A 14,918-nucleotide genomic window follows, 5' to 3' on the forward strand; every position below is an offset into this window, starting at 1 on the left:
GATGGATGCGAACCGCCGTGCGGTCATCGGTGGCGCCGTGGCGCTGACGCTCGCCGGTCCGGCCAGGGCCGCGCCGCCCGAGCCGCTGGTCCTGCGCCGCGGCATCAGCCTGTGGCCCTGGTTCTCGCTGACACAGGAGTTCCTGGCGCCGCGCACCGACTACGCCTGGCCGCCGTTCCAGCCCGACCGGCCGGTGCCGAATGCCGACGACCTGCGCCGGCTGGCCGAAGCGGGGTTCGACTTCGTGCGCCTGCCGATCGATCCCGGCCCGTTCGCCGCCCTTGCCGGGGCGCAACGCGAGCGGCTGTTCGGCATCCTGTCCGAGGCGGTCGACCTGATCCTCGCGAGCCGGCTCTCCCTGGTGCTGAACGTCCAGGCCAACGCCGCGACGCACCACTACACCCCGGACCGGTTCTACGGCTCGGCGACAGCGCCGCTATTTTCCGCCTACCGCGACGTGGTCGTCGAGCTGGCGCGGCGCTTCGGCGCCCGGGCGCCCGGCCGCATCGCACTGGAACCGGTCAACGAGCCTCCGCAGGCCTGCGGGGCGGTGGCCTGGAACCGGGTGCAGAAGGCCCTCCTCGGCGCCGCGCGAAAGGCGGCGCCGTCCCTGACGCTGGTTGCGACCGGCGCCTGCGGCGGCATGGGCGCGGGCCTGACCGCACTCGATCCCGCGGCCTTTACCGCGTTGGACCCCGTGCTCTTCACCTTCCACTTCTACGAGCCGTACCTGTTCTCGCACCAGGGCGCGCCGTGGATGAAGGACGAGCCGATCTACCGGGCGCTGAACGACGTGCCCTGGCCGGCCCGCGCCGGGAAACTGGAGGAGACTCTCGCGGCGGTCCGAGCCCGCATGCGCGCCGACGCCCAAACCTCGGAGACGGACAAGGCGGCGGCCTACGCCGTGACCGAGGCGAAGCTGAAGGAGTATTTCGCCGCCGACCCGGACCGCGGCTACCTCGACCGCAACCTCGTCGACATCCGCACCTGGGCCGACCTCTACGGCATCCCGCCGGGGCGGATCCTGATGGGCGAGTTCGGCGCCCTGAAGAGCGATGCGCACTACGTCGCCTCGCGTGCGCCCGACCGCGCCCGCTACATCCGCGACGTGCGCGAGGCGGCGGAGGCGGCGGGCTTCGCCTGGGCGTTCTGGAACCTGTTCGACGGGCTCGGCCTAATGGACGACGCCCACCGGATCGATCCCGCGATCATCGCGGCGCTCGGCTTGGCGATGCCGGGGACGCCGAGGCGATGACCGGTCGGCGCGGGTAGAGCACCAGCAGCATCAGCGCGAACTTGGCGAGCATGGTCGTCTTGCCGCCGATGCTCTCGAACGTGTTGATCAGCACCACGAAGGCGAGGATCGGCAGGAACACACCGTGCCGGCACTGGCGCGCCACCTCGTAGAGGAACAGCGCGATGGCGACGATGAGCAGCACCGTCATCGCGACGCCGTTGTAGAGCAGGCTGCGCACGATCGGGTTCTCGATGCCCCATTCGAGCCCGTACATCCGGCGCAGGGTGTCGACCACCGACGGGTCAGGCCCAACGAGCAGGTCGCGGAACGGGATCGCGTCGAAGATCGCCAACATCTCGACCCGGGCGTTGGCGCTGCCGCCGTCCGAGACGAAGCGCTCCAGCAGCGCGTCGAAGAAGCCGCCGACGGCGAGGCCGCCGACCACGATCGGCACCATGGTCAGCCCGAAGGCGGCGATCGCCGCGCCGAGCAGCGGCACCCGTCCGTTGCGCAGGGCGCGGTTCAGGGCGACCACCGCGAAGACGCTGCCGAAGGCCAGCGTCACCACCGTGGCCGAGCGTCCGCCGAAGGTGATCAAGGCCACGAGCTGCAGGACGATGAACCCGGCCCGCGTCGTCGGCCGCAACCGGCCGCCGCCGTTGAACAGCGCCAGGATGTAGCAGGCGGTCAGCGTCGCGTTGGACAGGGGATGCCCCTGCAGCGCGGCCGAGCGCGTGTCGGTGTCGAAGGCCTGCCCGTCCATGCGGAACGGAAAGAAGCGCTGGCCGCTTGCGAACTCGAAGAGGCCGAGCAAGGCGTTCGTGACCATCACCGCGTGCACCGCGATCTCCACGCGTCGCATGGTGATCGCGTCCCGGTCGGCCATCAGGATCACGACGAGGCCGGTGAGCACGTAGGTGTCGATCGAGCCGGCGAGCCCAGTGCCGTTGCGTGAAGCGATGAAGGCGAGCAGACCGAATCCGACGAGGCAGAGCAGCGTGCTAGCCGGCCGCCGCTCGCCGGCTGCCGCCACCGCGATCACCGGGTTGCCGGATCGCAGCATCGTCCAGCCGAACAGAAGGACCGCGAGATAGCTCGCCGGGTGGACCTTCTGCGCCGCCGAGCCGGTGATGCCGTCGTAGTTGATGCCCAGCACCCAGAGCATCCCACCCGACAGGCCCCAGGTGACGAGCGCCAGCGCCACCAAGGCCCAGGATTCGAACCCCACGAGCGACGGCAACGGGAACGCTTGCGGCGTCCGGCGGACGGAGCCGCCTGTCGCTGCGGAGCGATAGGCCCGGGTCACGGGTGCCGCCTCAGCTCGCCGCGCGGGCATCGAGCAGGAGCGAGCCCGAGACCGGCCGCCCTAGGGCTTCCGACGTGCCGACGAGGTTCAGGAGGTCGCGCTGGCGGGTGGCGCCGTTGCGCACGATCAGCAGCAGGCGGTCCGCCGCGGCCGCGACCGGCCCGATCCGCAGGTTCTCGGAGAGCACGCCGCCATCGAGGATCACCAGCTCGTAGCGCCCCTTCACCCCGGCGAGGAAACGCTCGACGTTGGTGCGCAGGAACGCGTCGCGCACCGGCTTCTGCGCGTCGCCCATGCCGATCCGGCGCGCGCCCGTGGCCGGGTCGAGGCGGGCGACGGCGTTCAGGCTCTGCTCGCCGCGCAAGACGTCGAGGAGGCCGCCGACCTGCGAATCATCGATGCGCATGTCGGCGTCGACGATCAACACGCGCTCGCCGCGGGCGACGGCGACGGAGGCGAGCAGGTCGATCACCGCCTTGCGGTCGGCGTCCTCCGCCTCGCCGGAGGTGACGAGGATGCTGATCGAGCGGCCGCCCTCGGCCGATTCGTGCAGGTGGTCGAGGGTGAAGCCCGCCACCGACGCGCTGGCGCCGTCGCCCCCCCGGCGCAGGCGCGGCAGGGTCGCGACGACCGGCGCGTTCGACAGGCGTTCGAGCTGGCGCTGCGACAGCACCGTCGGCTCGGCATATTCCCGTACCAGGGCGAAGCCGGTGCCGAGGCCGAGGCCCGCGAGGGAGGCGGCGAGCACCAGGAACAGCCGCGGCGGCCATGACGAATCGGCAGGCGGGCGCGCCCAGGTGATGACGCGGGCGTTGGTGGTGTCGATGCCGGTCTGCTCCTTCAGCTCGCGCGAGCGCACCAGGAAGTTGTTGTAGACCGAGCGACTCGCTTCCACGTCGCGCTCGAACTCGCGCAGGCGGATGCTCGACTGCGCGCTGACGGCGGATTGCTTCTGGAGCTTCTCGAGGTCCGCGGTGAGCGTGCGCTCGTTGGCCTGCGCCCGCTGGTATTCGGCTTCCGCGGCTTGCGCGATGCGCCCGAGTTCGCTGTCGATCAGCTGCTTCACGTCCTGCATCTGCGCCCGGGTCGCGGCGATGAAGGGGTGCCGCTCGCCGAGGTTGGTGCGCAGGTCCGCCTCCTTGCTCGCGAGCTCGGCGTACTGGCCGCGCAGGCGGTCGATCACCGAGGATTGGATCGCCTCCGGCGTCGCGCCGGCGGCGAAGGGCCGGCCGCGGGCATCCTTGACGCCCTGCAGACGGGCGCGGGCCTCGGCCGTGCGGGTGCGGGCCGCGACGACGCGGGCGTTGCTGTCGGTGAGCTGCTGCTCGCCGACGAGGCGCCCGCTCGATGCGATCAGCCCGTTCTTCGCCTTGTAGTCCTCGAGCCGCATGTCGGCCTGGTTGACCGCAGCGCGCAGGTCGTCGAGGCGGCCGCGCAGCTCGCCCGCCGCGCGCTTGGCACCCTCGGCCCGCGCCTCGCTCTGGTCGGAGAGGTAGGATTTGGCGATGGCGTTGACGATCCGGGCCGACTTGTCCGGGTCGGTGGTCGTGACGATGACGTCGACGACGAAGACCTTGTCGGCGCGCTTCACAGCGAGCTTGCGCCGGAGCCGGTCGAGGGACTGGCCGCGGGCGTCGACCAGGCGTTCGGGCTGCGGCCCGGTGACGAGCTCGCGCAGGGAGCGGACGGCGCCCGCGACGGCTCCGCCCTTGGCCGCGCCGAACTCGGGATCCTTGTCGAGCCCGGTCTCGGCGATGGCGCGCGACAGAACGGTGTCGGATTCGATCACGCGGACTTGGCTCTCGACCTGCGTCACGCCGCCGTCGGGCGCGAGCGCGCCGGGGTTGATGTCGTTGGTCACCACCATGCGGTCCCTCGGGTCGATCAGGAGCTGCGCGGTCGCGGTATAGAGAGAGGGCGTCACGACGGCGTAGGCCAGCGCCGCCAGGCCCAGGACGGCGGCCGTGCCGAGGATCATCTTCCAGCGTCGGGCGAGGATGCGCCACAGGTCGCCGAGTTCGGCCGTCGTCTCCGGCTTGGACGGCGCGGCGCGCTCGGGCACCATCGGCTCCATCCAGGCCGAGACGGCGAGGTTTCTGTTCAGCTGTTCCACCGTCGGACACCGTCGTCTCGAATGGGGTCGTTTTTATGGACGTGCGACCTGACAGTGCAAGTTGCGCGCAAGTGAATGAAAATCCCTCAAGACTGCGTAGGGGCGCAGCTTCTGGGATCGATTCTTGCGGCGAGGGTTAATCTAGATCAGCCGCCCGCTCTGTTTTTCCGGTTATCGTCTCGGTTACAAAGTTAGTGATAGATCGCGATGGCGGGTCGCGTCGGGCATCCGGGATTGGCGCTGGACGCCGATCCCGTCCAGCGCCCACGCTGCGTTCGAGGGCATGTCCCAGAAAGATCGGTCGGCGGCATGCGTCTGAGGTTGCGTCTCGATGGTCGGAGGCCGCGGCTTTGGCAGGCGCAGCTGCTCCGCCGGGTCGCCGGCCTGCCCGGCGTCGAGGCGATCGAGATCGATGCCCGCCCCGGGTCGGACGTATGGCCTGCCAACGCCGACCTGCTGTTCTCCCTGGAATCGCTGATCCACCGCCTGCCGCGCTCGGGCGCCTCGGCGCCCGCCGACCTGTCGGCTTGGCCGCAGGCGGGGCGCGCCCGCCCGGACCTGATCCTCGACCTCTGCGGCGACGTCGAATCCGAGGCGGCCGATGCGATCTGGCGGCTGACCTTCGACGGTTGCGCCGGCGAGGCGGGCCTCCTCGCCAGCCTGCTGGACGGGCGGGCACCGGGGATCGCACTTTCGGACGGAAGCCGGGTCGTCGCGTCGGGCCGCACCGGCACCGAGCGTCGCGGCGTGATGTTGACTTCCTTCGACGACGCGCTGTTCCGCACGGTGTCGCTGCTGTCGGCCGCCGTCGCCGGGCGCCGCGAGCCGAGCCCCATCCGAGCCGACGCCGACGCGCCGCCGGCCGAGCTTCCCGCCCGCGAGATCCTGGCGCGGACCGGGCGCATCCTCGCCCACGCGATCGCGCAGCGGCTGTATCACCTTTGCTACCATGCCCCGCACTGGCGGGTCGGCTGGCGCCGGCTCGCCGGCTCGCCGGATGTGATCGACCTGCGCCGCCACCCCGACGCCGGCTGGACCACGCTGCCCGACGACGGCCGGCGCTTCTACGCCGACCCGTTCCCCCTCGACCATCGCGGCGAGACCTGGCTGTTCGTCGAGGACTACGTTCACGCTCTGGCCAAGGGCATCGTCTCGGCGGTTCGGGTCGGGTCCGATGGGCCGATCGGCGTGCCGGTGCCGGTGCTGGAGGAGGCGCATCACCTGTCCTACCCGTTCGTCTTCGTGCGCGACGGCGAGGCCTGGATGGTGCCCGAGACCGGCAGCGCCGGCACGATCGAGCTCTACCGCGCCACCGCCTTCCCCGGCGGTTGGGTGAAGGAGGCGACGCTGGTGTCCGGAGTGGTGGCCAGCGACGCGACGCTCGTCGAGCACGGCGGCCTGTGGTGGATGTTCGCGACGGTCCGCGACGCGCCGCTCGGGGCGGCGCTCGGCAGCGGCTCCTACTCGGATGCGCTCCACCTCTGGTCGGCCCCGGATTTCCGCGGGCCTTGGACGCCGCACGCCCACAACCCGGTGCTGGTGGACGTCGCCTCGGCGCGTCCGGCCGGACGCATCGTCGCGCGCGGCGGCGCGCTGATCCGACCGATCCAGGATTGCACCGAGGGCTACGGCCGCGCCCTCGCGCTCGCGCGGATCGACCGCCTGGACGCCGACGGCTACGCGCAGACGGTCGAGACCCGGCTCACCGCCGGCCCGGCCTGGCCCGGCACGCGCCTCCACACCCTGAACCGGTCCGCCAGGCTGGAATGCATCGACGGCTCGGCGCGCTCGCCGCGGCTGCGCACGATGCTCGGCCGCTGAAATCGCAGGAGCCGGCGCCGCCGACCCCTGGCGCGACGGGGGTCGCACCGCTACATGGGTTGTGCGGGGCTGCAGAGTCCGTCAGGAGCACTTTCCCCGGGGCCTTATCGACTCCCCCGGGAGCTGTCCCTGGCCTCGTCCCTGGACTTGGTCAACACGGCGCCCACCTACACTGTAGGTTTCCCGGGATCGATCCTCCAACGGCTCACGTGGCTCCGCACTCGACTTCCTCCGACAAGGCCGCCCTGCGCGGCCAAGCCCTCGCCCGGCGCGACGCCCTCGACCCGGATGCCCGGCGCTCCGGATCGCTTGCGATCGCCGAGCACGTTCTGACGGTCGACGGCCTCGCCGACGCCGCCCTCGTCGGCGCGTTCTGGCCGATCCGCAGCGAGGTCGATCCGCACCCGCTGATCGAGCGGTTCTTCGCCCGAGGGCAGCGGGTCGCCCTGCCGAAGGTGACGCCGGACGGGCTGGTGTTCCGCGAGTGGCGCGCCGGCGAGGCGTTGGTCGCCGGCCGCTTCGGCCTCAGCGAACCGCGCGACGACCTGCCGGCCCTCGACCCCACAGCCCTGATCGTGCCGCTGGCGGCCTTCGACCGGCGCGGCCAGCGCATCGGCTACGGCCGCGGCTACTACGACCAGGCGATCGCCCGGCTCTCGCGGAACGGGCCGGTGCTCACCGTCGGCATCGCCTTCTCGGTCCAGGAGATCGACCGGGTCCCGGCCGAGCCGCACGACCGCCCCCTCGACCACCTCGTCACCGAGGCCGGCTTCGTTCCCCTGAGCAAAGACCTCTGACGATGCGCCTCCTCTTCCTGGGCGACGTAGTCGGGCGCCCCGGCCGCAAGGCCGTCACCGACCGGCTCCCGTCCCTGCGCGAGCGCTGGCGGCTCGATTGCGTCGTCGTCAACGGCGAGAATGCGGCCGGCGGGTTCGGCATAACCGAATCGATCTGCGACGAGATCCTGGGGGCCGGCGCCGACGCGGTGACGCTCGGCAACCATTCCTTCGACCAGCGCGAGGCCTTGGTCTTCATCGCCCGGCAGCCCAAGCTCGTGCGGCCGGCGAACTACCCGCCCGGCACGCCGGGCCGCGGCGCGACCATCGTCGAGACCCGCGCCGGCGCCCGCATCCTCGTCGTCAACGTGATGGGGCGGCTGTTCATCGACGCGCTCGACGACCCCTTCGCCGCAGTCGAACGCGAGTTGTCCGCCTGCCCGCTCGGCGAGGCCGCCGACGCCGTGATCGTCGACGTGCATGCCGAGGCCACGAGCGAGAAGCAGGCCTTCGGCGTGTTCCTCGACGGCCGCGCCAGCCTCGTCGTCGGCACCCACACCCACGTGCCCACCGGCGACCACCGCATCCTTCCCGGCGGCACGGCCTACCTGACGGATGCCGGGATGTGCGGCGACTACGATTCGGTGCTCGGCATGCAGAAGGAGGAGCCGCTGCGCCGCTTCCTGCAGAAGACGCCGGGCGCCCGCCTGGAGACGGCGCAAGGGGAGGGGACGCTCTGCGGCATCGCCGTGGAGACCAACGCCGCCGGCCTCGCCGTGCGGGTCTCGGCCGTGCGCCTCGGGCCTCACCTTGAGGAAACCTGGCCTCGGGACTGGGATTAGCGGCTTCGAACGCCGGGAACGACAGTCGCGCGGCTTGATCGCACCGGAGCCTGACGCCACAGTGCCGGCCTGTTCGATCGAGGCCGCCGATCATCTTGGGGAGACGGCCTCGCGTCACCTTCCCCTCGCGTCACCTGCCGAAGAGTCGCGACCGATGGCCGCCCGTTCCGACACCGCGTTTCCCGCCGCCCCGAGGGCGGAGGGGCCGACCACGAGGCCGATCGCGAAGCCGGGCATCTACCTGGTCCGGATGCTGGTCTTCCTGATCCTGGTCGGCTTCCTCGCCTTCATCCTGTTCCGGCAGATCACCCCCGCCTTCCAGGCCAACCCGGGCCTGAACGGACTGATCCTCGGCGTGCTGCTGATCGCGGTGCTGCTCGCCTTCGGGCAGGTGATCCGGCTCTACCGCGAGGCGTCCTACGTCAACGCCGTCGCGTCCGGCGAGGCGGCCAAGCGCCCGCCGAGCCTCGTCGTCCCGCTGGTGCCGGCGATCCAGGCCCGGCGCGAAGGCGCGACGCTTCCCGGCGTCCGCCCGTTCCTCGACACCGTCGCCGCGCGCCTCGACGAGGGCCGGGACATCCTGCGCTACATCGCCGGCATCCTGATCCTGCTCGGTTTGCTCGGCACGTTCTGGGGCCTGATCGACACGCTCTCCGCGGTCGGCTCGGTGATCAAGTCGATGCGCGGCGGCGGCGAAGCCAGCGTGATGTTCGACGAGCTGAAGAACGGGCTCGCCGTCCCCTTGAGCGGCATCGGGCTGGCGTTCTCGGCGTCGCTGTTCGGCCTGGCGAGCTCGCTGATCACCGGCTTCCTCGACCTGCAGGCGGGGCAGGCCCACGCCCGCTTCCACAACGAGCTAGAGGATTGGCTGGTCTCGGGCGAGGGGGCGGCCGCACCCGCCCTCGTCCAGGCGCACCCGGAGCCCGCGGCGGCCGAGGCGCTGACAGAGGCGGTCGAGCGGCTCACCGCCGTCGTATCGGAGGGCGCGAACGGGCGCGCGGCGACCCAGGCGATGACCAACCTCGCCGAGGGCATCCAGGGCCTCGTCCAGCATATGCGCGCCGAGCAGCAGATGATCCGCGACTGGGTCGAGGCCCAGGCCGGCCGCGAGCGCGAGATGAAGCAGGTGCTCGACCGGCTCGGACGCGAGCGGGCCTGATGGCCTCTCGTCTCGTCCGCCGCGACCGCAGCGTCAACGTCTGGCCGGGCTACGTCGACGCGCTGGCGACGCTGCTGCTGTCGGTGGTGTTCCTGCTGACGATCTTCGTCGTCGGCCAGTTCTTCCTGTCGCAGGAGCTGACCGGGCGCGACACCGTGCTGGCCAAGCTCAACCGCCAGATCGTCGACCTCACCGACCTCCTGGCGCTGGAGCGCTCGAACCGGCGCGGCCAGGAGGAGACGGTGCAGGCGTTGCGTAACACCCTGCTCGCCGCCGAGGCCGAGCGCGACCGTGCCCGCGCCGACGTCGCTGCGTCCGCCGCGCATCGCGGCCAGGCAGGCGACCTCGACAAGCAGCTACAGGCCGAGCGGAGCGCCGCCGGCCGGGCGCAGTCGCAGATCGACATGCTCAACGACCAGATCGGCGCGATGCGGCGCCAGCTCGCAGCCCTGGAGGATGCGCTGGCAGCCTCGGAAAGCCGGGACCGCGAGAGCCAGGCCCGGATCGCCGACCTCGGCAGCCGGCTGAACGTCGCGCTCGCGCAGAAGGTGCAAGAGCTCGCGCGCTACCGCTCCGACTTCTTCGGGCGCCTGCGCCAGATCCTCGGCAACCGCACCGACATCCGCGTCGTCGGCGACCGCTTCGTGCTGCAATCCGAGGTGCTGTTCCCGGCGGGCTCCGCCTCGCTCAAGCCGGAGGCCGGCCCGGAGCTCGATCGGATCGCCGGGGCGATCCTCGACCTCGCCAAGCAGATCCCCTCCGACCTGCCCTGGGTCCTGCGCGTCGACGGCCACACCGATGCGCGGCCCATCGCCAGCGCGCAATTCCCCTCGAACTGGTCGCTTTCGGCCGCGCGCGCCATCGCCGTGGTCCAGTACCTCGCCAGCAAGGGGCTGCCGCCGCAGCGGCTGCTCGCCGGCGCCTTCGGCGAGTTCCAGCCGCTCGATGCCGGCACAACCGAGGAAGCTTACGCCAAGAACCGGCGCATCGAGATGAAGCTGACCGAGCGCTGACGGTCGCTCAGCCCTCGGCGAACGCGCTCGGATAGGCGAATAGCCCCGGCACGCCACCGGTCATCAGGAACAGGACCGCATCGCCCGGCCGGTAGTGACCCGCCCGGATGTCGTGCAGCAGCCCGGCGAAGGCCTTGCCGCTGTAGACCGGATCGAGCAGCACGCCTTCGGTGCGTGCGATCAGCCGGACGGCCTCGCGCATCGCGTCGGTCGGGATGCCGTAGCCCGGACCGCGATGGCTGCCATCGACCACGACGTCGGACGGGTCCAGCGTCGCGCCGGGCTTGAGCAGCGCCAGGGTTGCGTTGGCCTTGGCCAGCGTCTCGGCCTCGGCCTGCTCCTGCGTCGCCAGCACAGCGTAGGATTTCGCAAGCTTCGCATCGCGCCCCATCGCGAACAGCCCGGCGGCGAGGCCGGCATGGGTCCCCGCGCTGCCGTTGGCGGTGATGATGTGGGCGAAGGTGACACCCATCGCCTCGGATTGCGCGACGATCTCCTCGGCGCACGCCACGTAGCCAAGGCTGCCGACCGCGCTCGATCCACCCGACGGGAACACCTGGACGCGCCGGCCCTCTGCCCGCAACGCAGCGGCGCGAGCCTCGGCTGCCGCCAGGGAATCGGCGTCGCCGGCCAACTCGTGGACGCTGGCGCCGAACAGGTCGTCGAGGAAGCGGTTGCCGTTGCCGGTGTAGTCCGGGTCGGTCCGCGGGACGGTGCGCGTGAGGAAAAGCTCGCAGGCGAAGTTTTCACGCGCGGCCGCCGCGGCCGTCAGGCGCGCATGGTTGGATTGCAGGGCGCCGACCGTGATGACGGTGTCGGCGCCATCGGAGCGCGCGGCCCCCAGCAGGAACTCGAGCTTCCTGAGTTTGTTGCCGCCCCCGCCGACATACGCGATGTCGTCGCGCTTCATGAAGAGGCGGACGCCGTTCAGCGCCGCGCCGAGGGCCGACGAGAGCCCGTTGAGCGGCTGGATCGGCGTCGGATGCGGGACCAGCGCAAGGCGCGGGAAGCGGTCGAGGTCGAGGCTCATGCCATCGATCTAGCGCATCGCGTCGCCGCGACGAACCAGGAAAGCCCCCGGGGCGAACGCTCGAAGGGCGACTCGGCGAAGGCGCTACTCGCCGGCTGAGACGCTCACCCCGCGCACCCGCGGCTCCTTGCCCCGCGCAGTCTCGTCGAGCGCGTCGGTGAACTGGAGCGCGGCGAGCTGCGCGTAGAGCGCGCCCTGGGCGAGCAGGCTCTCGTGGGTGCCTTCCTCGACGATGCGGCCCTCGTCGAGGACGAGGATGCGGTCGGCGGCGCGGATGGTGGCGAGGCGGTGGGCGATGACCAGGGTCGTGCGCCCGCGCATCAGCCCGTCCAGCGCCGACTGCACCGCGCGCTCGCTCTCGGCGTCCAGCGCCGAGGTCGCCTCGTCGAGGAGCAGGATCGGCGCATCCTTGAGGATCGCGCGGGCGATGGCGACGCGCTGGCGCTGGCCACCGGACAGCGTCACGCCGCGCTCGCCCACCGGTGTGCCATAGCCCTGGGGCAGGGCGCGGATGAAGCCGTCGGCATGCGCCAGCTCGGCGGCGCGGTGGACCTCTGCGTCGCTCGCATGCGGGCGGCCGTAGCGGATGTTCTCGGCGACCGAGCCCGAGAACACCGTGGGGTCCTGCGGCACCAGCGACATGCGGGCGCGCAGGGCCTCCGGGTCGACGCGGGCGATGTCGACGCCATCCACCAGCACCCGACCGGATTGCGGATCGTAGAAGCGCAACAGCAGCTGCAGCACCGTGCTCTTGCCGGCCCCCGAGGGCCCGACGATGGCGATGCGCTCGCCCGGCGCCGCCGCGAAGGCGAAGCCGTCGAGGGCCGCGGTGGTGTCGCGGGTCGGGTAGGCGAAGCGCACCGCCTCGAAGGTGACGGCGCCGCGGGCCGGCACCGGCATCGGCACCGGGTCGGCCGGCGGCTTGATCGCCGGCACGGCGGCCAGGATCTCGCCGAGGCGTTCGGCAGCACCCGCGGCCTGGGCGAGCTCGCCGTAGACCTCCGAGAGCTGGCCGAGCGCGCTCGCGCCGAACACCGCGTACAGCACGAACTGCGACAGCTGCCCGGCGCTCATGGTGTGGGCGAGCACCCCCTGGGCCCCGTACCACATCACCCCGACGACGGAGGCCGAGATCAGGAAGATCGCCACGCCCGTGAGCAGTGCGCGGGCGCGAATCGATTCGCCAGCCGCCGAGTAGGCGTTCTCGGAGGCCTGAGCGAAGCGGTCGGCGGTGGCCGCGCCCATGCCGAAGGCCTGCATTGTGCGCACCGCGCCGACGGCTTCGGCGGCGTAGGCCGAGGCGTCGGCGAGGCGGTCCTGGGCGGCGCGCGAGCGGCGGCGCACGCCGCGGCCGGAAACGATCAGCGGGAACACGATCAGCGGGATCGCCACCAGCACCAGCACCGACAGGCGCGGGCTGGTGATAACCATCATCGCGACCGCGCCAACGAACAGGAACAGGTTGCGCAGCAGGATCGAGATCGAGACGCCGAACACCGCCTTGACCTGCGTCGCGTCGGCGGTGAGCCGCGAGACGATCTCGCCGGACTGCGTCTTGTCGAAGAACGCCGGGTCCAGCAGCGTCAGCTGCCGGAACACGGCGCTGCGGAGGTTCGCCACCACGCGCTCGCCCAGGGTCACCACGGTGTAGTATCGGGCGGCGCTCGACAGGGCGAGCACCGCGACGACGCCGAGCAGCGCCAGGAAGTAGGCGTTGATCATGCTCTCGCCCTCGGGCGAGAAACCGTGGTCGATCACCCGGCGCATGGCGATCGGCACCGTCAGCGTCGCACCGGACGCGGCAAGCAGCGACAGGAAGGCGGCGACGATTCGCCCGCGATAGGCCGCCGCGAAGGGGATCAGCGGCCGGAGCGAGCTCAACGGCGCCTTGTCGCGACCCTCGGCGGGCGGGTTCTTCTTGCGGGCCATCACGCCTCTGGTGTTTCGTCCCTCGTCCGCGCCACAAGCGTGCTTGTGAGCGGCCGGAGCCTGCGGTATACGCGCGCCTTCTTCCGATTGCGCGTGTGCAATGGCCGCGGGCCGCCAAGACGGGCCGTCGGCATCGCATGAGCGGTTCGCACGAACGTGAGGTTCGTGGCAACGGCCCGATCACAGAGTTTTAACCCACGGATCTTACGGGCGCGCCCTCCGCGCTCCCGGAGTTCGTGCACCGTCGAGGACGACACGTCATGGCAAAGAGTCCGGCCGTAAAGGCCCAAACGAATTCCGCCCCCGCGCCCATCGTCAAAGAGAAGAGGACCGGCGCGACGGTGCACCCCGAGTACCACTTCATCAAGGTCGTGATGACCGACGGCACCGAGTACCGGACGCGCTCGACCTACGGCAAGGACGGCGACACCCTGAACCTCGATATCGATCCGCTGACGCACCCGGCCTGGACCGGCGGCGAGCAGAAGATGCTCGATCGCGGCGGCCGCGTCTCGCGCTTCACCTCGCGCTTCGGCAACCTCGTCGGCCGCAAGTAGTCGGACGCAAGTAGTCATCGAATGCCCGGCCTCGCGCCGGGCGCAAACGAAAAGGGCGGCACCGCGGTGCCGCCCTTTTTGCGTTCCGGCCCGAGCCGGTCAGGCCTGGAGGCCGGGGAAGGCCGAGCGCAGGCGGTTCTGCTGGGCCGCGACCGGGCTCTCGACTGCGACCGGCGTCGGGCGGTCGTCCGAGATCAGCCCGTCGAGGTGCAGGATGCGGGCATGCAGGCGGCGCGCGCGCAGGATCACGTTCTGGAGCCGGACCGGCAGCAGCGTGAAGCTTTCGGCCTTCGGCGCCTCGGTCGCGGCGAGCCGCACCCGGTTCTTCTCCTGCAGGGCCTGGCTCGCGGTGAGCTCGCCCTCGGAGACGGCCCGCTGGACCAGCAACCACGACGCGATCTGCATCAGCAGGGTCGTCAGGCGCATGCTCTCGGAGGCGTAGGACAAGGTCGCGTCCCGCGAGATCAGGCGCGACTCGTCGCGGCCTTCGCCATCGAGGTAGGCGGCCGTCTCCTCCACCAGGGCCATGCCGTCGTGGAACAGGGTCCGGAAGGCTTCCGAGGTGACGTAGGTGCGGCCGAAGTCGACCCAGTCCTGCTCGTCCCGGAACGTGACGTCGTACCCGTTCATCCTACCTCCTGCGTCGCTGCCGGAGCCGGTGCCGTCCCATCTCGGAACGCGTCCGGCGTCTCAGCGACCCGTGCCGCAATCCTAGCGCCGATCCGGGGAGCGCGCCGCGACAACCCAACGGTAACCTTAACGGCGCACCCCGGGCGCCGCCTCACGATTGCTGAGACCGAAGCGCTCGCGAACACGCCTACGAATGGCCACGGCGATAGATGTCGCCCGACATCAAGGCCGAAGCGCGACGCCGCATGCGACGAGGCCGACGCGCCCGACATGCGTTCCTACCGCGTGGACGCCGCCGTCGCGCGCGACGCCGCCCATCAGACTCCCGCGAACACGCCGTTCGCGCTGTGGCACGCTGTGGCGCGCTGTGGCGCGCAGGCCGCACGCGCTCGTGATGTGCGCGCTCGCACCGGCGCGCCACAATATAGCCCGGTCGCCATGGAGTCTTAACCGTACCCGGACACCCTGGGCCCAAGGGAACAGGCGGAACACCGCCGGTTCCACT

The 14,918-nt window shown here is 71.3% G+C and carries 12 protein-coding genes and 1 other RNA gene; 8 read left to right on the forward strand and 5 right to left on the reverse strand.

Annotated elements, in window-relative coordinates:
* The first annotated feature begins 1 nt into the window (after position 1).
* Positions 2-1,255, forward strand: coding sequence for a cellulase family glycosylhydrolase (locus FV226_RS01670; protein ID WP_147761536.1), 1,254 nt, complete (start codon positions 2-4; stop codon positions 1,253-1,255).
* Here the strand turns inward: FV226_RS01670 and FV226_RS01675 are convergent.
* Positions 1,209-2,477, reverse strand: a complete 1,269-nt coding sequence (locus FV226_RS01675; RefSeq protein WP_147761537.1) for a VpsF family polysaccharide biosynthesis protein — start codon at positions 2,475-2,477, stop codon at positions 1,209-1,211. The two genes, FV226_RS01670 and FV226_RS01675, sit on opposite strands and share 47 nt — an antisense overlap.
* Positions 2,478-2,553: 76 nt before the next feature.
* On the reverse strand, positions 2,554-4,656 hold the full coding sequence (locus FV226_RS01680) for an exopolysaccharide transport family protein (RefSeq protein ID WP_147761538.1): 2,103 nt from the start codon (positions 4,654-4,656) through the stop codon (positions 2,554-2,556).
* A gap of 309 nt (positions 4,657-4,965) precedes the next feature.
* Between FV226_RS01680 and FV226_RS01685 the strand changes: the two genes are divergently transcribed.
* The 6 genes from FV226_RS01685 (at position 4,966) to FV226_RS01710 (ending at position 10,267) form a co-directional block, all read left to right on the forward strand.
* Positions 4,966-6,477, forward strand: coding sequence for a formyl transferase (locus FV226_RS01685; RefSeq protein ID WP_147761539.1), 1,512 nt, complete (start codon positions 4,966-4,968; stop codon positions 6,475-6,477).
* 63 nt (positions 6,478-6,540) lie between these two features.
* A non-coding RNA gene (gene ssrS / locus FV226_RS01690) (6S RNA) lies at positions 6,541-6,697 on the forward strand.
* The gene (locus tag FV226_RS01695; protein WP_147753160.1) at positions 6,687-7,274 is read left to right on the forward strand and encodes a 5-formyltetrahydrofolate cyclo-ligase; all 588 of its coding nucleotides are present in this window, start codon (positions 6,687-6,689) and stop codon (positions 7,272-7,274) included. The genes ssrS and FV226_RS01695 overlap by 11 nt, the downstream gene beginning before the upstream one ends.
* A gap of 2 nt (positions 7,275-7,276) precedes the next feature.
* Positions 7,277-8,095: a TIGR00282 family metallophosphoesterase gene (locus FV226_RS01700; RefSeq protein ID WP_147753159.1), complete on the forward strand. Its 819-nt coding sequence runs from the start codon at positions 7,277-7,279 to the stop codon at positions 8,093-8,095.
* Between the two features lie 250 nt (positions 8,096-8,345).
* Complete coding sequence (locus FV226_RS01705) at positions 8,346-9,254, forward strand: MotA/TolQ/ExbB proton channel family protein (RefSeq protein ID WP_246685584.1); 909 nt, start codon at positions 8,346-8,348, stop codon at positions 9,252-9,254.
* Positions 9,254-10,267, forward strand: coding sequence for a peptidoglycan -binding protein (locus FV226_RS01710; RefSeq protein ID WP_147761541.1), 1,014 nt, complete (start codon positions 9,254-9,256; stop codon positions 10,265-10,267). The genes FV226_RS01705 and FV226_RS01710 overlap by 1 nt, the downstream gene beginning before the upstream one ends.
* A 7-nt stretch (positions 10,268-10,274) precedes the next feature.
* Here the strand turns inward: FV226_RS01710 and FV226_RS01715 are convergent, their stop codons facing one another.
* Both FV226_RS01715 and FV226_RS01720 read right to left on the reverse strand, forming a co-directional pair.
* Positions 10,275-11,297, reverse strand: coding sequence for a D-cysteine desulfhydrase family protein (locus tag FV226_RS01715; protein WP_147761542.1), 1,023 nt, complete (start codon positions 11,295-11,297; stop codon positions 10,275-10,277).
* 84 nt (positions 11,298-11,381) lie between these two features.
* Entirely contained in the window at positions 11,382-13,226 is a 1,845-nt protein-coding gene (locus FV226_RS01720; protein WP_147761543.1) for an ABC transporter transmembrane domain-containing protein, read from the reverse strand.
* A gap of 311 nt (positions 13,227-13,537) precedes the next feature.
* Here FV226_RS01720 and rpmE point away from each other — a divergent pair, with 311 nt between their 5' ends.
* Positions 13,538-13,783, forward strand: coding sequence for a 50S ribosomal protein L31 (gene rpmE, locus FV226_RS01725; protein ID WP_147753167.1), 246 nt, complete (start codon positions 13,538-13,540; stop codon positions 13,781-13,783).
* A gap of 99 nt (positions 13,784-13,882) precedes the next feature.
* Here the strand turns inward: rpmE and FV226_RS01730 are convergent, their stop codons facing one another.
* Positions 13,883-14,413: a DUF1465 family protein gene (locus FV226_RS01730; protein WP_147761544.1), complete on the reverse strand. Its 531-nt coding sequence runs from the start codon at positions 14,411-14,413 to the stop codon at positions 13,883-13,885.
* Positions 14,414-14,918: the final 505 nt, after the last annotated feature.

It is taken from the genome of Methylobacterium sp. WL12, from assembly GCF_008039475.1.
Classification (GTDB): domain Bacteria; phylum Pseudomonadota; class Alphaproteobacteria; order Rhizobiales; family Beijerinckiaceae; genus Methylobacterium; species Methylobacterium cerastii.